Consider the following 19,184-nt stretch of genomic DNA (forward strand, 5'->3'; position numbering starts at 1 on the left):
CAGCTTGCTGCAAGTGCTTGACCGTACCCTAACCCAGCAGCACCTCTACGACCAACAGCGGCTTGAGCGCCTCACCAGGCTGAAAGCTGCCCTGGTCGCCAATCAGCAGGATAAAGCCGCCAGTTTCAGTGCGGTGCTGCTGATTTGCGATGAGTATCAGGTGTTTAAATACGACTCGGCCTTTGCTTACAGTCTGAAGCTCAACAAGCTGGCCCGGCAACTGCGCGACCCGGCGAAGCTGCAAACAGCCCGTACCAAACTAGCGCACACCCTCCGCTCAGCTGGTCTGTTCAAAGATGCCTTCGATACGTTGGAAGTCATCAATGTTCGACAGCTAGAGCCCCAATACCAAGCCGAGTATTATGAAGTCTACAGTATCGTATCTGTAGAACTAGCTGAATACGACCAAGATGGCTACTTCCAGCCGTTCTATAAAGCCAAAGCCTACGCCTATGCCGACACGGTGGCCCGGCACGAACCGGCTGGTTCATACATCTACCTCAACCAACGGATATTTCAAGCCCGCCAGAAAAACGACTTGCGCGCCGGTATTGCCGCTTATAACCAAATGCAAGGCTTGTCCTTGACTCCGCACCAAGTGGCTATGTCGGCCAGCTCGTTGGCTTTGATTTTTGAAAGGGCCGGGCAGCACGATAAGGCGCTAGAATTGATGACGTTAGCGGCTATAAATGATATCAGGTCAGCCACTAAGGAGGGTATTGCCCTTTTCAGCGTCTCAACGTACTGCTACCAGAAAGGCGAGCTGCAACGGGCTTATACCTATATCAACGCGGCCAAGGAAATGGCGGTGTTCTATCGTGCCCGCCAACGGCAGTTGCAAATGTCGTCGATTGCCGCTCTTATTGATGGGCAGAAGATAAGCTTGGTGGAAAGCCAGCGGCAGCAGGCTCGCAGCTCGGCCTGGGCTATTGGGTTGTTGGCAGCATTGGTGCTAGGCTTGGCGCTGGTGATTTATCTGCAACTGCGGCGTCTGCGCAAAGCCGGGCAATTGCTAGCCACCACCAACCAGGAGTTGCACGTCAACAACAGCAAGCTACAGGAAGCCAATTACACGCAGCACCAGCTCAACACCAAGCTCCAAGAACTGAACCGGGGGCTAAACGAAGCCAATCATATCAAGGAAGAGTACATTGGTTACTACTTTAGCAACTCTTCGCGCTACGTCAATCAGCTGGAAGACTTGCAGCGCAAACTCAGTACGCTGCTGAAAACCAAGCAGGCTGCTACGGCGCAACGCTTGGTTGAGGACATTGACATCAAAGAGGAGCGCACTAACCTGTTCAAGGGCTTCGACACGGTGTTCGTGCGGCTGTTTCCTAACTTCGTGACGGACTTCAATGCTTTGTTTGCGGAAGCGGATAGAATAGTTCTATCAGAGGATCAATTGCTTAACACCGAGTTACGCATATTTGCGCTGATCCGGCTGGGCATTGCCGATAGTGAGCAGATTAGTCGGGTGCTAGGCTACTCCATCCATACGGTGTACGCCTACAAAACGCGGGTAAAAAACCGCTCCTTCGTGCCCAACGAAGCCTTTGAGGCACGTATTCTGGCCATTCAGGCCACACCCACCGAAGACTGGGAAACGGCCTGGGAAGCCGCCGCTGCGTCCGTCGGCTAGTATCTGTTGGCTGAAAATCATCAAGTTGGGCTGTTGCCCGTCATCTTTTCTTTGCGTCCGTATGCTTGCTTCCTTTCGGTGCGGCCTGCCCCTTGCTTTACTGGTGTGGCTGCTAGCTGGTGTTCACCCTCTGACTGCCCAAACGCCCGACCCCTGGCGCATCACCGCCGATAAAATCGAACCCAGTAACTATTACGGCGTGACGGTGGCCAACGGTATGCTGGGCATTGTATCGGCGCCGGTGCCGTTTCAGGTAAAGAACGTGGTGCTGGCTGGGGCCTACGACCAGTACGGCCGGGGGCGGGTCAGCAATTTCCTCAACAGCTTCAACCTGCTGAATATGTACCTGGAAGTGGACGGCCACCGCCTCAATGCGCAGGATGCCACCAACTTCCGGCAGCAGTTGGATATGCAGCGTGCCTCACTCACCACCACTTTCGACTACCAAGACAAAGCCAGCATCAGCTACACGTATTACGCCCTGCGCCACTTGCCGTTCACGGTGCTGCTCGATGTGTCCATCACGGCCAAAAGGGACGTGGCTCTCACGGCCGCCAGTGTGATGGAAGCCCCTGATGCCCTGCGCGATGTGCAGAACTACTACAACGAAATCGACCGACCACATACCACGCTGAGTTTGCTCACGTCGTCGGCCAAAAGCCCCACTGGCAAGCTGCTGCTTTGTGCCAGCAACAGCTTTCTGTTCGAGGAGCCGCACGGGCAGGAGCCGCGCATCATCCACGAAATGTGGGACAACAACATGCACCTCATCAAGTTCAGCCGGAGCTTGAAGGCAGGGCAGAAGTACGCCTACGCTGTGGCAGGCTCATCCATCACCTCCGCCCACCACCCTGACCCGCTCAATGAAGCTGAGCGCCTGACTATTTTCGCCCGCCTGGAAGGGCGGCAACGGCTGCTTGACTTTCACGCCAAAGCCTGGCAGGACTTGTGGCGCAGCGACATCCAAATAACCGGCGACGCGCAGGCCCAGCAAGACGTGCACAGCATGCTCTACCACTTGTACAGCTTCTCGCGGGCCGGCACCGAGTATTCGTCCTCACCGATGGGGCTTTCGGGGCTGGGCTACAACGGGCACGTGTTCTGGGATTCCGACTTATGGATGTTCCCGGCCTTGCTGGTGCTGCACCCGGATATTGCGAAGTCGTTGGTAGAGTACCGATTTCAGCGCCTCGACATGGCCCGCCGCAACGCCTTTGCGCACGGCTACAAGGGTGCCATGTATCCTTGGGAAAGCGCCGATACCGGCGTAGAGGAAACGCCGGTGTGGGCCTTGAGCGGACCGTTCGAGCACCACATTTCGGCCTGCGTGGCACTAGCCGCGTGGCAGTACTACTGCGTGACCCAGGACAAGGAGTGGCTACGCGAGAAAGGCTGGCCGATCCTCTCCGCCACCGCCGACTTCTGGGCCAGCCGGGTGGAGCGCAACGGCCCCGGCCACTACGACATCAAGAACGTGGTAGCGTCCGATGAGTGGGCCGAGAATGTAGACAACGATGCCTTTACCAACGCCGCCGCCCAAGCCAATCTGCAAGCTGCCACCGATGCTGCCAAACTGCTAGGCTTGCGCGCCAACCCCGACTGGCTGCAAGTCGCCCAGAACATTCCCATTCTGCATTTGCCCGACGGCACCACCCAGGAGCACGCCACCTACCACGGCGAGGGTATTAAACAGGGCGACGTAAACCTGCTGGCCTATCCGCTGAAGACCGTCACCAGCCCCGCCCAAATCCGCAAAGACCTAACGTACTATGAAACGCGCGTGCCCAACGAAGGCACTCCCGCCATGACGCAGGCCATTTTCTCGTTGCTTTATGCCCGCCTAGGCGACGGGGCCAAGGCGCAGCACTTCTTTGAAGATGCCTATGTGCCCAACCTGCTGCCGCCTTTCCGCGTCATTGCCGAAACCAAAGGCGGTACCAATCCTTACTTTGCTACTGGCGCCGGCGGCGTGCTACAAGCGGTGATGATGGGTTTTGGCGGACTCGATATTACCCCAACGGGTATTGTACAGCGCAAAACCACGCTGCCCACCAATTGGCAGTCGGTGAAAATAACGGGGGTAGGGGTGCAGCGCAAAACCTATTCGGTGGGGCGCTAGTAAGCAGGCAGAGCGAAGCGCAACGGCAGTAGTTCTGGCGTTGCGCTTTGCCTTGGCGTACCACCCCACGAGCGTTACTTCCGCACTCCATGGCTTCAACTCCCAACACCGACCACCTCGACCAGGAAAAACAACACGCCGCCCGCGCTGCCATGCGATGGGTGCGCGACGGGATGCTAGTGGGCTTGGGTACCGGCAGCACCGCCGCCCATTTCATCACGCAGCTAGGGGAGAAAGTACGCGCCGGTGAGTTGCGCATTCAGGGCACAGCCACTTCATTAGCTAGCGAAAACCTGGCCCGCCAAGTAGGCATCCCGCTGGTGGAGCCCCGCCGAGGCCTGCGCTTCGATTTGACGGTGGACGGAGCCGATGAGCTGGACCCGCAGCTCAACCTAATTAAAGGTGGGGGAGGGGCATTGCTGCGGGAAAAGATAATAGCTACGGCTTCCGACTACATGCTGGTCGTGGCTGATTCGTCGAAGGCGGTGGCGCAGTTGGGCAAGTTCCCGCTGCCGCTAGAAGTGGTGCCGTTTGCCCTGCCGTGGGTGCTGGACGCCGTGGCTGCCCTGGGCGGCAACCCCGTAGTGCGTATGGACCGGCAAGACCCCAGCAAGCAAGTACTTTCTGATCAGAAAAACCAGCTGGTTGACTGCCATTTCGGACAGTTGAATGACGTGCAGAAATTAGCCAGTCAGCTTATCACGATTCCCGGTATCGTGGAGCACGGCTTGTTCCTTGGCATAGCCAAAGCGGCTTTAGTCGTGCGTGAGGATCGGGTAGAGGTGCTGCGGGCAGGCGTGGAGCCACAGCTTGCTTCTGATTTCACGGAGTTACCGTGAGGTAGACAAACGGCGGTAAGTAATAACGTCATGCAGAGGCGGCGCCGAAGCATCTCGCGTGGCATCGTTGAGTTAGTAATCGTACATCAGCAGGCGAGATGCTTCGGCTCCGCCTCTGCATGCCGGCCAGATAAGAGAGTACTTTATAAATAAAAAGGGCCCTTACTCTCAGGAGTAAGGGCCCTTTTTTGGCTTATACCTCTACTACTTCTGCTCCAACTTAGAAGCGGCAGCGGCATCCAGAAACCAATGCAGCTCTCCGCTAGCTGGCGCGATGAGCTGCGCGGGGTATTCTTCGATGTTGCGCGGGTCCTCGAGGATGTGCTTCACGGCTTCGGCTTTGTCTTTCCCGAAAACCAAGAAGGCAATGGCTTGTGCTTGGTTGATGAGCGGAGCCGTCAGCGTAATCCGGTCGGCTTGTAGCTCCTCCACATACACCTCTTTCGCCCCCACCGACTCGTCGTGGAGCACGGGCGTGTGGGGGAATAGTGAGGCAGTGTGCGAATTGTCGCCGAGGCCGAGTAGTACCAAGTCGAATCGGGCGGTATCGTTGCCGAAGTGCTGGTTGATGTCCTTGGTGTAGGCCACGGCGGCTTGCACCGGCGGTAGGCTGGTATCCACCGGAAACGTCTGGGACGAGCCAATTTGCAGGGGCTCGAACAGCGCGGTTTTGGCCATGAGGTAGTTGCTCTGCGGGTCGGTGTGCGGCACGTTGCGCTCATCGCCGAAGAAGAAGTACACTTTGGTCCAGTCCAGTTGGCTTTTGAACGCCTCGGATGCCAGCAACTCATAGAGTTTCTTGGGCGAGCTGCCCCCCGATAGTGCCACCGTAAACCGGCTGTGCGCGGCAATGGCCTGCTGGCCGGTTGCTACGAAATAGGTGGCTAGTTCGTGCAGAACCTCGGTGGTAACCGGAGAAATATGAAGCTTCATTAGGCCGGTTTTTTCTTGTTGATAAGCGGAAGCGTGAACCAGTGGAAACCGTCACGCGCAATAAGGGCTTCCGCCGATTCGGGACCCCACGAGTCGGCCGAGTAGTTAGGGAAGTTGAGGCTCTTGCGGTTCTGCCAGGTGTTCAGAATCGGCATAATCAGGTCCCAGGCTTCTTCCACTTGGTCGCCGCGCATGAACAGCGTTTGGTCGCCGAGCATGGTATCGAGCAGCAGCGTTTCGTAGGCTTCCGGCGCTTGGTTGGTGTAGGTGCCTTTGTAGTCGAACACCATGTCCACGGTGTTCAGTACCATATCCAAGCCGGGGCGCTTGGCTTGCACCTGCAACCGGATGCTCATTTCGGGCTGAATGCTGATGATGAGGCGGTTGTGGCTGATATTGTCGGCCGCCTCGGCCGGGAACATGAAGTGCGGCACATCCTTGAACTGAATGGTAATAACGGAGGCCGACTGGTGCATACGCTTGCCAGTGCGCAGGTAGAACGGTACGCCTTGCCAGCGCCAGTTATCCACGAAAAACTTCACCGCCGCGAAGGTTTCGGTGTTGGATTCCGAGCCCAGCTCGTCGCGGTAGCCGGGCACTTCCTTGCCCTCAATCCAGCCGCTGCCGTACTGCCCGCGCACCGTAGAAAGGCGCACATCTTCGGGCGAAAACCGGCGCATGGCGCGCATTACGTCCACTTTGCGGTTGCGCACTTCCTCAGCGTTGAAGCTGATGGGCGGCTCCATGGCCACAATGCACAGCAGCTGCAACAGGTGGTTCTGAATCATGTCGCGCAGGGCGCCGGAACCGTCGTAGTAGCCGGCCCGCTCACCGGCCCCGAGCTGCTCGGTCACCGAAATCTGCACGTGGTCGATATAGTTGCGGTTCCAGGTGGGCTCCAGGATGGCGTTGGCAAACCGGAACGCCATGATGTTCTGCACGGTTTCCTTGCCCAGGTAATGGTCGATGCGGTAAATCTGCCGCTCGTTGAAGATGCGCGTTAGGAGCTGGTTCAACGACTTCGCCGATTCTAAATCGTGCCCAAACGGCTTCTCAATCACAATGCGGGTACGCTCCGCATCCTTGGTGAGCTTGCTCTTGGCCAGGTTTTCGGCAATGATGGGGAAGAAATTGGGCGCCACCGCCAGGTAGTAAATCACGTTGGCGCGGGTGTGCCACTCGGTTTCGTGCTGCTGAATCCGGACACCGAATTCCTTGTAGGTTTCGGCGTCGTTCAAGTCGGAAGCCTGGTAAAACAAGCTCTGGGAGAAGATGTCCCACTGCTCGGGCTTCACCTTGCCGCTGCGCGAAAATTGGTTGATATCCTTCAGCAGATTGGCGCGAAACTCTTCGTCCTTGAGCTTGGTGCGGCCCGTGCCGATGATGGAGAACTGCTTGGGCAGCCAGCCTTCTAGGTACAGATTATAGAGGGCCGGTGCCAGCTTGCGCGCGTTCAGGTCGCCGGTGCCGCCAAAAATGACGAAGATGGTCGGCTGGATTTTCTCGTTGGTATTCATGCCTGTTGAGTTGCTTGACAGATGACGGGTGCGAAGGAGAACCTACTTGTTGGGCGTTACGGGTTCCTCGTTTTTGCCTTCTTCCACCTGCGCATCTTCTTTGTTTTCAGCATCTTCGTGCTTTGGCGTCCACTGAGTGTGGAACACGCCTTCGTGCCCGATCAACTCGTATGTGTGCGCCCCGAAAAAGTCGCGCTGGGCCTGAATGAGGTTGGAAGGCATCCGGGCGCTGCGGAAAATATCGAAATAACTGAGCGCCGAAGCGTAGCCGGGAACGGCAATGCCGGCGGCTACGGCCGCACCTACCACAGTGCGGGCACCGGGTACCACTTCCTGCACCAAGCGCTGTACTTGCTCATCGAGCAGCAGGTGCGCAAGGTCGGGTGTGCTTTGGTAAGCGTTGAAAATGTCGTTCAAGAAGCTGGAGCGGATGATGCAGCCGCCGCGCCAGATTTTGGCAATTTCATCCAGTTTCAACTCGTAGCCATACTCCTCTGAGGCCTTCGCCAGCATGTGCATGCCCTGGGCGTAGCTGATCATCATGCTGAAGTAGAACGCCTGCTCCAGGCTGGCCAGGAATTCTTCCTGGTTCACGTCCAGCCCGGTATCGTCGTTCTGGCTGTACAGGCCGGCCAGCTGCTCCCGTAGCGCCTTGAAGCGCGAAGCGTCGCGCATCGACACGGCTGTATCGATGGTTGGGATGGGCGCGGTGAGGTCCATGGCAATCTGGGAGGTCCATTTGCCGGTGCCTTTCGAGCGGGCCTCGTCCTTGATATCGTCGAGCAGCAGGTGGTCGGTATCGGGCGCTATATACTTGAAGATGTCCTTGGTGATGTCGATGAGGAAGGACTGCAAGCGGCCCTCGTTCCACTTGGCAAATACCTGCCCAATGGCCTCGTTGTCCATCTTCAAGCCTTTTTTCAGGACTTCGTAGGTTTCGGCAATCAGCTGCATCAAGCCGTACTCGATGCCATTGTGCACCATCTTCACGAAGTGGCCCGCCGCGCCCGGCCCGATGTAGGTCACGCAGGGCGCACCATCTACCTTGGCAGCTACGGCTTCCAGCATCGGCCGCATGGTTTCGTAGGCTTGCTTGTCGCCGCCGGGCATCATGCTCGGGCCGAAACGGGCACCTTCTTCACCGCCCGAAATACCCATGCCAAAGAAGTGCAGGCCCTCGGCTTCCAGCGCCTTATCGCGCCGCTCGGTGTCGGTGAAATGGGAGTTGCCGCCGTCGATGATGATGTCGCCTTGGCTGAGCAACGGCCGTAGCTCGTCGATAACGCTGTCCACGATTTTGCCGGCGGGCACCAGCATCATAATGGAGCGGGGCGTTGCTAGGCTCTGAATAAACTCGGGGAGGGTGGAAAAGCCCTGCACGGGTAGGCCTTCGCCTTCTTCGCCCAGCAGCTGCACTTTGCTGGCGTCTTTGTCGTAGCCGGCCACCGCAAAATCGTGGTCGGCGAGGTTGAGAAGGAGGTTGCGGCCCATCGTTCCGAGGCCAATCATGCCGAACGAGTAGTTGGTTGGCGTTGCGCTCATTGTAGTCACTGGGTTTAGTGGTCGGGGAGTGCCCGACGGGTGTTGAAAGCAGAAGAAAAGATCAGGAGCGCCAAAAGGTACACGCCTTTATTGAATAGAACTGAGTTCTACTGTTATAATACCGTCATTGTTTAGAAGGAAACGAATTAAGGTCCTAGCTGAGCGGTAGCGCGGCCCACACTAGCACCGAAGAGTACAGGACGGTTAGCGGCTATTCGGTTGCTTTCTTGGATATGCCTTCCACCTGCCGTTTTCAGTGACCGTGCCGCGGATTCTTTCAAGCTTCTTTTCCTTGTTGGCCGCTCTGTGGGGCGGCCCGGCGGTGGTGCCCGCCAGCGCCCAGGTGCTTCGGCAACCCATTCCCGACAAGTTGGTGGTGCTCACCTTCGATGATGCCGCCGTGAGCCACGCTACGGTAGTAGCGCCGCTACTGAAGAAGTACGGCTTCGGCGGCACGTTCTTCGTGTGTGAGTTTCGGCCCGATTTCGCCGACAAAACCAAGTACATGAGCTGGCCCCAGATGGCGCAGCTGGATCAGGCTGGTTTCGAGGTGGCCAACCACACGCTCACGCATCGGCACGTCAACAAGCTGACGCCTGCGCAATTCGAGGCCGAACTAGATTCGATAGAGCAGCGGTGCGCCACTTATAGGATTCCTAAACCTACCACCTTCGCCTACCCCGGCTACGACACGCACCCCACGGCGCTGCCAGTGCTGGAGGCGCAAAGCTACCAGTTCGCCCGCGCCGGGGGCCGCCGCCCCTACGACCCCACCACCGACCACCCGCTGCTGATTCCGAGCTTCAGCACCGCCATTGCCGACAAGCTCGACATCAAAGCCGTGGTGCAGCAGGCCCGCAACGGCCGCATTGTGGTACTCACCGTGCACGGCGTACCCGATTACGCCCACGACTGGGTGACGACCCCGCCGGCGCTGTTCGAGGAATACCTGAAGTACCTGCACGACAACCACTACCAGGTTATTGCCCTGCGCGACCTGGCCCGCTACGTGAACGTGCAGGAGGCGCGCCGCACTATTCAGCCGAAGTACGAGCAACTGAAATGAGATTGTAGAATCTTTAGTGATAGTGTTAGCTGAAATTCAGAATTAGAGAGCTAGAAGCTAGTTCCCCTCCTCAGATGAGGAGGGGTTAGGGGTGGTTGACCTCTCGTTTAACGGTAGCTAATTCTAGTTTCTAACTCTAGACTTTCAACCACCCCTAACCCCTCCTCATCTGAGGAGGGGAACTAGATTTCTAACCTTGACTTTTGAAACGCTTACTTGCTTTCTGCTAACCTTTCCAACCAATTCCCCGCCCTATGAAAACACCCTTCGCCCTAACCGTCCTTAGCGGCTTGCTGCACTTTGGGTTAAGTGCGCAGGCGCAACCAACCCTGGCTACCGGCTCGCAGAAACCCATGGCCGCCGCCGAGTGGATTGACGAAGCCACTGGTCACCGCATCGTGCGCCTGACCCCGCTGAGCGGCAGTAATGCCAGCTTCTACTTCCACAACAACCCCTTCGTGAAGCAGCGCAAACGGGAGGGCGACAAGATGGTGTACTACCACAACAGCCCCCAGGGCAAGCAGCTGTACACGGTGAACCTGAAAACCAAGAAGAGTGAGCCCCTGACCCGCGCCTTTGCGCAAGTGAGCGGCGAAATAGTGGCGCCCAAGCGGCGGGAGGTGCTCTACCAAACCGGCGACTCGGTGTACGCCACCCATATCGACACCAAAAAGACCCGCCTGATTTACGTATTCCCCGCTGATTTCAGGGCCACCATCACCACCCTCAACGCCGACGAAACCCAACTGGGCGGGGCTTGGTCAACGGACGAGGAAAAAGAAATTTCCAAGAAGTACCCGGCCAAGAGCGACTATTTCAACCGCATCTACGAGTCCAAGCTGCCGCGCACTTTGTTCAGCGTGAACGTGCAGAACGGGCAGCTGACTAAGATTTTCACCGACAAAGCCTGGCTGAACCACGTGCAGTTTTCGCCCACCGATCCGCAGCTGCTCATGTTCTGCCACGAAGGCCCCTGGCATAAAGTGGACCGCATCTGGACCATCAACACCCAAACCAAGGAAGTGAAGCTGGTGCACAAGCGCACAATGAACATGGAAATTGCTGGCCACGAGTGGTTTAGTCCCGATGGCAAAACCATCTGGTACGATCAGCAGTTGCCGCGCGGCGCCACGTTCTACGTAACCGGCACCGACCTGAAAACCGGCAATGAGCGGCAGTGCCAGCTGGAGCGCAACGAATGGTCGGTGCACTACACGATTTCGCCCAGCCAGCAGCTGTTTGCCGGCGACGGGGGCAACGAAACCGCCGTAGCCAAAGCCCCCGATGGTAAATGGATTTATCTGCTGCGGCCCGAAGGGCTTAAGTTCAAGTCGGAGAAGCTCGTGAATATGAAGCAGCACGAGTACGCGCTGGAGCCCAATGTGCACTTCTCGCCTGATGAGAAGTGGATCATCTTCCGCGCCAACTTCGAGGGGGAAAGCCAGGTGTACGCAGTGGAAATTGCCAAAGCGGCCTTGTAGATGGTAAGTAGACGAGAGTTTCTGGCGGGGCTGGTACTGGCGCCGTTTGCGCGGGCGGCGGGGGCCATAACCGGCTACCAAGCCGGTCGGCTGCTCGATTTGCCGAAAGGCAGCTTGTCGAAGTTCAGCAAGCACCTGAAGCCGATGGGCCGGGCCCTGGAACTGCCCGACTGGTACGTGTGGTGCAACAGTCCCATTTATGGGCCCGATGGCAAGGTGCACGTATTCTTCTCGCGCTGGCCCAAGGCGAAAGGCATGGGCGGCTGGCTCAACAGCTCGGAAATTGCCCACGCCGTAGCCGATTTGCCCACCGGGCCGTTCGAGTACCAGGAAACCGTGCTGGCGCCGCGTGGGCCGGGCTTTTGGGACGCCACCACCTGCCACAACCCCAGCATTCAGTTCGTGGATGGCAAGTACTGCCTGTTTTTCATGGGTAACTCCAACGGTAAAACTGATACCAAGCGCATCGGCCTAGCCACCGCCGATTCGCTCAGCGGCCCCTGGCAGCGCCCCGACCAGCCCCTGCTGTTGCCCGGCGACCCAGGCGCCTGGGACGACCATTGCACCACCAATCCGGCCTTCATCAAGCACCCCAACGGGCAATATTGGCTGTACTACAAATCGTGGAACACCCAGGACTACCTCACGGCCACCGACCCCACCATCCGGGGCAACCGCAAGTACGGCCTAGCCGTGGCCGAGAAGCTAGAGGGCCCCTACGTGAAGTACGCCGGCAACCCGGTCATCGACTTCTCCAAGCAAGGCCACAACAAGCAATTCGAGGACGCCTTTGTGTGGCGCGAAGACAACCGCTTCAAGATGCTGGCCCGCGACATGGGGGTCTACAACCACGAAGTCGGGCTGTATCTGGAATCCAGGGACGGCAAGGAGTGGGAGTTTCCGAAAGTGGCCTATCTGCCCCTGCGCGAATACAGCGTGCAGGAGCCACCCGCTCCCAAAAACCTGAAACGCTACGGCCGCCTAGAACGCCCCCAACTCCTGATGCGCAACGGCAAACCCGAATACCTGTTCGGCGCCTCCCAAGGCGGAAGCAGCATGACCGCCTCCGCATATGTATTCCGCATTACCTGATGCCTGAATCGTGCTTGCTGCTCAATAAACGATAATAGTTGAGTGGAAGAACGTCATGCAGAGTGGAGCGAAGCATCTCGCGTGCTGATGTTGCAATGCTTATTCATACGTCAGCAGGTGAGATGCTTCGCTGCGCTCTGCATGACGTTCTTATATTCTCTGTTTTCTCATTCTCTCTTCCTTACCGTTTCAACATGCGCCACAAGCTGTCCTTACTATTCCTGCTTACTCCGTTTGCCTCTTATGCCGACGTAACCCTGCCGGCCCTGATGACCGACAACATGGTGTTGCAACAGAAAACCGACGTGGCGCTCTGGGGCTGGGCCGCACCGGGCGAGGCCGTAACCGTGACGGTAGGCTGGCAGAAAGTACCGCGCAAAGTGGTGGCCGATAAGGACGGCAACTGGCTGGTGCGCGTGCCTACTGGCAAAGCCGGCGGGCCATATGTCATTAAAGTGCAAGGCAACAACCAACTCACCATCAACAACGTGCTACTAGGGGAGGTATGGCTGTGCTCGGGACAGTCGAATATGAATTTCCCGGTGACCAAGCGCCCGAATAGTGGTTCCTACACCGGCATCATCAACGCGGCAGAAGTCATTCCGAAAGCTAACTACCCCAAAATCCGGATGTTCACGGTGGTGCAGAAAGTGGCCGATACGCCCCAGCGCGACGTGCAGGGCTCGTGGGCAGTGTGCAGCCCCGAAACGGTGGGTAACTTTTCGGCAGTGGCGTACTTCTTCGGGCAGGAGATTCACGAGAAAACCGGCGTGCCCATCGGCCTCATTCATTCGTCGTGGGGCGGTACGCCAGCCGAATCTTGGACCCGCAAAGACGTGCTGGAGAAGGACCCGGACTTCCAGTCCATTCTGACCCGCTACGAGCAGGGCCTCACCCAGCGCCCCGCCTACGAAACTGCCCTGGCCGCCTGGAAGCAGGAGCACGAAGTGAATCCGCAAGCCACCAGTCCCAAGCCCGTTGAGCCGCTGAGTGCTACCAGCAATAAGTCGCCGTACAAGCTCTACAACGGCATGATTAAAGGCCTGGAACCGTACACACTGCGCGGCGTTATCTGGTACCAAGGCGAAAACAACGCCGAGCGGGCCTACCAGTACCGCAAGCTGTTCCCGGCCATGATTACCAACTGGCGCCAGGACTGGCAGCAGCCCAACCTGCCGTTTTATTTCGTGCAGATTGCGCCCCACCGCAGCCAGAATCCCGAAATTCGCGAAGCCCAACTGCTCACCATGCAAACCGTGCCCCACACCGGCATGGCCGTCATTACCGACGCCGGCGACTCACTCGATATTCACCCGCGCAACAAGCAAGTGGTGGGGCACCGGTTGGCGCTGTGGGCACTCAGCCACGAGTATGGTCAAGCCAAGCTGCCGTATTCCGGCCCCATCTACGAGGCTATGAAGGTGGAAAACAACAAGGTCCGTCTCCAATTCAAATACGCCGACGGCCTGCAAGCCCAAGGCGGACCGTTGCGCAAGTTTTCCGTGGCTGGCCCCGACAGCGTATTCGTGCCGGCGCAGGCCCAGATTGAGGGCAAGACCGTGGTAGTATGGAGCGACAAAGTGAAGCAGCCGGTAGCCGTGCGTTTTGGGTGGAGCAGTGCGCCGGAACCTAATCTGTACAACGGCGCTGGCTTGCCCGCCTCCCCGTTCCGTACTGACCAGTGGCCTACGTCCACTCAAGGGAAAAGGTAGCTGCTATAGTGAGCAGTGGCCAGCAGCAAACAGAATAAGCGAATAGCTAGTGCTCAGCTTGTTTCTGGCGAGTGGCTCATTAACTCGTTGATTGATTGGGTGTAAACTAAGGTTGTTGGTCCACTGAGAGTATATTCTAGGAAAAATATGTTCCGCCAGGGCAAAAGCGGTACGGTACAGGACAGTTGGAAGTGAGTAAGGAAATACTTTTGAAATAAGCTGGGATTTTCATCTCGCCTTTCGTTTTAAAATTTTCCCACACTCACCTTCTATATGAACAACAACTACACATGGCGGCGCGGCCAGTTGGTAGCCTGCCTGCCCTTGCTGCTGCTGGCTGGCCCCGGCATTACAGCCGCTCAGGCGCGGCCCGTTAGCAAAACGGTAGCCGATGTGCAAATCACCGGCCGGGTCACGTCGGCAACCAACGAAGGCCTACCCGGCGTGACGGTGGTAGTGAAAGGCACTACTCGCGGCACCACTACCGGAGCCGATGGCAGCTTCACGCTGGCCGTGCCCGAGGGAGGTGGTACCTTGGTGTTCAGCTTCATTGGTTATCAGACCCAAGAGCGCAAGTTTACGGGTGCTGAGAATTTCACGCTCAAACTCGTTGAAGACACCAAAAGCCTTGATGAGGTAGTGGTAGTGGGCTACGGCACCCAAAAGAAAGCCGACGTAACGGGCGCTATTGCCTCCTTCAACGCCGAGAAGCTGGAAGAGCGGCCTATTGCCCGTGTGGATCAGGCCCTGGTGGGGCAGTTGGCCGGCGTGGTTGTGAAGCAAACGTCGGGGGTGCCCGGCCGGCCTTTCAGTGTGCAGGTGCGCGGCGCCGGTTCGATTTCAGCTGGTAGTGAGCCGCTTTACGTTATTGATGGTTTCCCGCTGGAAAGTGTAGGCGCGAGCAGCAACGGCCGCTTCGGCAGCGGCAACCCGCTCGACAACATCAACCCCAACGACATCGAGAAGATTGAGGTGCTGAAGGATGCCGCCGCGGCTGCCATCTACGGCTCGCGGGCCGCCAACGGCGTAGTGATTATCACCACCAAGCGGGGCAAAACCGGCAAGCCCCAAATCAGCGTGAACACCTATATTGGTGGCTCGCGGGCCGCCAAGAAGCTGGACTTGCTCAACGGCGATGAATGGGCCTCCCGTGCTACCGAAATCATCAACAACAACTGGGTGAGGTCGACACCGACCACGCCCGGCGCTATTCAGCGCACTGCGGCCCAAACTACCGCCCAGCGGCGTCAGATTCTGGGTTTGACCGGCAACAACGTCAACCCCGACCTGATGCTGGATGACCGGTGGTCCATCCCTGGCCACCCTGGTTTGCAATACGTGGACTGGCAGGATGCGCTGTACCGCACGGGCGTAACCCAAAACTACCAAGTAAGCGCCTCCGGTGCCACCGACAACGTAAACTATTATGTGTCGGGCAACTACAACGACCAGCAGGGCTTTGCTAAAGGCCTAGGCTACAAGCGCTACACTGTGCGGGCCAATGTGGAGGTGAAAGCCAGCGACAAGCTGAAATTCGGCCTGACCGTGAACCCGACCTACTCGGTTTCCACCGACCCCGGTATTGAAGGCAAAGACAACCGCTTTCATCAGTTGCTCTCGCAAACCCCGATTGTAGAGGACACGGCCGGCGTGTATACCGGCTACGGCAAAAACGAGCCCTACCGCTGGGGCGTGAGCACCGCTAGCCCCATTGCAGTAATCGAGAACTTCGAGGGCGACACCCGCAACTACCGGACGCTGGGCACCGTGTTCGGTGAGTATCAGCCCATCAGCGGTCTGCGGCTGCGCTCCACGCTGAATTTCGACAACAACGAGTCGACCTCGAAATCGTACACGCCGCCTGCCCGCAACCTGGTTACTTCGCTGGCCAGTGGCTCGTATAGCACCTACCGCCGCCAGACCGTGCTAACGGAAAACACGGCAAACTACGGCAGAACTATCGGTAAGCACGATTTCTCGGTGCTGGGTGGTTTCTCCTACAACTTCGCCAAACTCGACAACAACAGTGCCTCTTCGTCGGGTGGCTTCGTCAACAGCCAAGTCCGTACGCTGAACGGGGCAGTACTGGTGCAGAGCGGCGGCCCTACCGAGTCGCAGAGTACGCTGGTATCCTACTTCAGCCGCTTGCAATACTCCTTCGACGGCAAGTATTTGCTTTCGGCCAGTGTGCGCCGCGACGCCTCATCGCGCTTCGGACGCGCCGAGCAAGCTGGTATTTTCCCGGCCGTTTCGGCGGGCTGGCGGATTTCGCAGGAGGCTTTCCTGCAACCGGTTACCTTCATCAGCGACCTGAAGCTGCGGGCTAGCTTGGGCTACTCCGGCAACAACACCATCGGCGACTACAGCAGCATTGCTACGCTGGGCGTGTACAACTACACCTTCGGCGGCCTCATCGCGCCGGGCCAGGCTCCCAATAAAGTAGGCAACGAGTTGCTGAAATGGGAGCGTAACCGCACGGTGGACTTCGGGGTGGATTTCGGCATTCTGAAAAACCGCGTGACGGCCTCGGCCGACTACTACACCAAAAACAGCCAAGACTTGCTCTTGAACGTACCCGTTCCGACGGGCGCGGGCTTCGGTACCAACCTCCAGAACATTGGAGAGGTGCGCAACACAGGCTGGGAACTGGAGCTGAACACCCGCAACTTGGAAGGCGCTTTCTCCTGGACGACCTCGCTCAACCTGAGCCACAACCAGAACGAAGTGGTGCACCTTGGCCCAGGTGATGCCACCATTGAAGTACCCAACGGCCTCGATACGCCCAGCAATATCCTGAAAGTAGGCTTGCCAGTGTATAGCATCTTTGTGGTGAAGCAAACCGGCATCCTCAGCCAGTCTGATATCGATAACGGCGCAGCTCGCTTCGGCAACCAGAGCGCCGGCGACCCACGCTACGAAGACTACAACGGCGACGGCAAGATTGACGTGAACGACCGGCAGGTAGTGGGCAACCCCAACCCAACCTACACCTACGGCATCACCAACACACTGCGTTATAAAGGCTTCGATTTGAGCTTCTTGGTGCAGGGCCAGCACGGCGGTTCCATCTACTCTACCCTGGGCCGTGCCATCGACCGCACCAGCGTAGGCTACAAGGAAAACGCCCTAGGCCACGTGCGCGACCGGTGGTTCTCGGACGAAGACCCCGGCAACGGCGTGAAAGGCAAAGCCACCGGCAGCTTCGGCTTCATCCGCAACACCGACTGGCTGTACTCGTCCAATTATTACCGGGTGCGTACCATCACGCTGGGTTACGATTTGGGCTTGCTCATCAACAAGCGCGTGGCGCAGGGTGCCCGCGTGTATGTGACGGCCGAAAACTGGTTCGGGCACGACAACTACTATGGCGGCCTCAACCCCGATGCCCTGAACACCGGCAACACCGGCACCTTCGTGTCGGGCTCCGACTACGGCGGACTGCCGCTATCCAAAACCCTGGTTCTTGGCCTCAACCTCACTTTCTAAGAAGCTGTTAGCTGCGAACTGTTAGCTATTGGCTTTCTTTTGGAAAGACGTTTAGGAAGCTGACAGCTAGCAGCCAAAAGCTACTAGCTAATAAAATCCTCCATGAAAAAGATATTCATTGGCCTGTCTCTGGCCTGCGCTCTGGTAACCCTAGGTAGCTGCGAAAAGGAGCTGGAACAAAACCCGATTTCCACCGGCTCAGTACCGGACTTCTATAAAACAGCCGCCGATTTCGACCAGGCCATGTCGTCGGTGTACGCCTCGCTACGGGGCTTCCCCGACCGGGAGGTAGTTCTTTCGGAGCTGCGTTCCGACAACATGTATGCCGTCAGCTCCATCGGCTCGCGCGACTGGGACCCTGTCAACAACTTCTCGGCCGCGCTGCTCGTCATCAACCCCTACGTGGCTGATGCCTGGGCCGGCAACTACTCCACCATTTTCCGGGCTAACACCATGCTCGCGCAGTTGGCCGAAAACGGCGCTGTAACGGGCTCGTTGCGTACTCGTTACGAGGGTGAAGCTAAGTTTATCCGGGCGTTTATGTATCTGGACCTGGTACGCAAGTTCGGCAAGGTGCCAGTAATCGACCAGCCACTGATTCCGCAGGAAGTGGCCAAAATCCCGCGCGGCGAAGTATCGGCGGTGTACGCCCTCATTGAGTCGGACCTGCGCACGGCCATTGCCAACCTGCCTACTGCCTACACCGGCACGGGTGTGGGGCCTACTTCGGGCGTGGGCCGCGTTACGGCCGGTGCCGCCAAGGGTCTGCTGGCGCTGATGTACCTCACCAAATCGGGTCCAACTTACGGCATCAACGGCCCCGGTCTGAACAGCAACGAGTACGACAAAGCCAATACATTGCTCGACGAAATCATTGCGGGTACGGGTACGGCCCGCTACGCGCTGCAAAGCACGTACGCTGGCATTTTCTCACCCACGGCTGAAAATAACTCCGAGGTGATTTTCGACTTGCAATACATTTCCACTGGCACCGGCAACCTGGGCTCGTCGTTTATGAACGTAGTGGCTCCTGATGGCTACTATACCTCGCTGGGGCTGCCGTACTCGGCCGGCTCAGTGGAAATCAAGCCTTGTTCCAATGACCTCAACAACGTAGCCTACGCTGCCACCGATACTCGGCGGGCCGTGAACATCCAACAGGGCTACACCAACGCCAACGTCACTGATACTCGTCCGTTCTTCAAGAAGTACATCAACGTGGCCGCTAAAGGTACCAGCCGCACCGACTGGGCTACCAACTTCATTGTGATGCGCTACGCCGACATTCTGATGATGAAAGCCGAGTGCGAAGTGCGCGGAATAGGGGGGACTGCCGCCAGCGCCGCCACCCGGCTGACGCTGCTACGCACCCGCGCTGGCCAGCCCGCCCTCACCAACCTCACGCTGGAAAGCCTTATGGATGAGCGCCGCCGCGAGTTTGCCGGTGAAAACCTGCGCTGGAATGACTTGATGCGTTCCGGTCTGGCTCTGACCACCATGAACACCTGGGCTCAGCGCGAAGACACGCCCGCGCCCAACAATAAGATTGTGCGCCCTATTACAGCTGATTTGTTGCTGCTACCGGTGCCTCAAGTAGAATTCAGCTCAGCTCCCGGGTTGTACGAGCAGAATCCAGGTTATTAGTAAAAAATAGTATACAGTAGTATAAAGCAAAAGAGCGTCATGCTGCGCCCGGTGAAGCATTCTGATGTGTGGTAAATGAAAACCGCACAGTACAGGATGCCGACCAAGGGG

The 19,184-nt window shown here is 57.8% G+C and carries 12 protein-coding genes; 9 read left to right on the forward strand and 3 right to left on the reverse strand.

Annotated elements, in window-relative coordinates; translation table 11 throughout:
* Positions 1-13: 13 nt before the first annotated feature.
* From G536_RS0123985 to rpiA, 3 genes are all read left to right on the forward strand, one after another.
* The gene (locus G536_RS0123985; RefSeq protein WP_157530904.1) at positions 14-1,642 is read left to right on the forward strand and encodes a DUF6377 domain-containing protein; all 1,629 of its coding nucleotides are present in this window, start codon (positions 14-16) and stop codon (positions 1,640-1,642) included.
* Between the two features lie 61 nt (positions 1,643-1,703).
* The gene (locus G536_RS0123990) at positions 1,704-3,761 is read left to right on the forward strand and encodes a kojibiose hydrolase (RefSeq protein WP_022826156.1); all 2,058 of its coding nucleotides are present in this window, start codon (positions 1,704-1,706) and stop codon (positions 3,759-3,761) included.
* Between the two features lie 89 nt (positions 3,762-3,850).
* A complete protein-coding gene (rpiA, locus tag G536_RS29640) occupies positions 3,851-4,600 on the forward strand; it encodes a ribose-5-phosphate isomerase RpiA (RefSeq protein ID WP_022826157.1) in 750 nt (249 codons plus the stop codon).
* 204 nt (positions 4,601-4,804) lie between these two features.
* Here the strand turns inward: rpiA and pgl are convergent, their stop codons facing one another.
* The 3 genes from pgl to gndA are packed head-to-tail and all read right to left on the reverse strand — an operon-like array spanning position 4,805 to position 8,592.
* Positions 4,805-5,533 carry a 6-phosphogluconolactonase gene (pgl, locus tag G536_RS0124000; RefSeq protein ID WP_022826158.1) on the reverse strand — a complete coding sequence of 243 codons (729 nt, stop codon included), beginning with the start codon at positions 5,531-5,533 and terminating at the stop codon, positions 4,805-4,807.
* The gene (gene zwf, locus G536_RS0124005) at positions 5,533-7,050 is read right to left on the reverse strand and encodes a glucose-6-phosphate dehydrogenase (RefSeq protein ID WP_022826159.1); all 1,518 of its coding nucleotides are present in this window, start codon (positions 7,048-7,050) and stop codon (positions 5,533-5,535) included. The genes pgl and zwf overlap by 1 nt, the downstream gene beginning before the upstream one ends.
* Positions 7,051-7,092: 42 nt before the next feature.
* Positions 7,093-8,592 carry an NADP-dependent phosphogluconate dehydrogenase gene (gndA, locus tag G536_RS29645; protein ID WP_022826160.1) on the reverse strand — a complete coding sequence of 500 codons (1,500 nt, stop codon included), beginning with the start codon at positions 8,590-8,592 and terminating at the stop codon, positions 7,093-7,095.
* Between the two features lie 292 nt (positions 8,593-8,884).
* Here gndA and G536_RS0124015 point away from each other — a divergent pair, with 292 nt between their 5' ends.
* The 6 genes from G536_RS0124015 to G536_RS0124040 all read left to right on the forward strand — a co-directional run bounded on the left by G536_RS0124015 (position 8,885) and on the right by G536_RS0124040 (position 19,073).
* On the forward strand, positions 8,885-9,658 hold the full coding sequence (locus tag G536_RS0124015) for a polysaccharide deacetylase family protein (RefSeq protein WP_051167091.1): 774 nt from the start codon (positions 8,885-8,887) through the stop codon (positions 9,656-9,658).
* A 254-nt stretch (positions 9,659-9,912) separates the two neighbouring features.
* The gene (locus G536_RS0124020) at positions 9,913-11,139 is read left to right on the forward strand and encodes an oligogalacturonate lyase family protein (RefSeq protein ID WP_022826162.1); all 1,227 of its coding nucleotides are present in this window, start codon (positions 9,913-9,915) and stop codon (positions 11,137-11,139) included.
* Positions 11,140-12,231 (forward strand): glycoside hydrolase family protein, encoded by a 1,092-nt coding sequence (locus G536_RS0124025; protein ID WP_022826163.1) that lies wholly within the window; start codon positions 11,140-11,142, stop codon positions 12,229-12,231.
* A gap of 194 nt (positions 12,232-12,425) precedes the next feature.
* On the forward strand, positions 12,426-13,943 hold the full coding sequence (locus G536_RS0124030; protein ID WP_022826164.1) for a sialate O-acetylesterase: 1,518 nt from the start codon (positions 12,426-12,428) through the stop codon (positions 13,941-13,943).
* A 273-nt stretch (positions 13,944-14,216) separates the two neighbouring features.
* Complete coding sequence (locus G536_RS0124035) at positions 14,217-17,429, forward strand: SusC/RagA family TonB-linked outer membrane protein (protein WP_022826165.1); 3,213 nt, start codon at positions 14,217-14,219, stop codon at positions 17,427-17,429.
* A 102-nt stretch (positions 17,430-17,531) separates the two neighbouring features.
* Positions 17,532-19,073, forward strand: coding sequence for a RagB/SusD family nutrient uptake outer membrane protein (locus tag G536_RS0124040; protein WP_022826166.1), 1,542 nt, complete (start codon positions 17,532-17,534; stop codon positions 19,071-19,073).
* Positions 19,074-19,184 lie beyond the last annotated feature (111 nt).

This window comes from Hymenobacter norwichensis DSM 15439 (assembly GCF_000420705.1).
Classification (GTDB): domain Bacteria; phylum Bacteroidota; class Bacteroidia; order Cytophagales; family Hymenobacteraceae; genus Hymenobacter; species Hymenobacter norwichensis.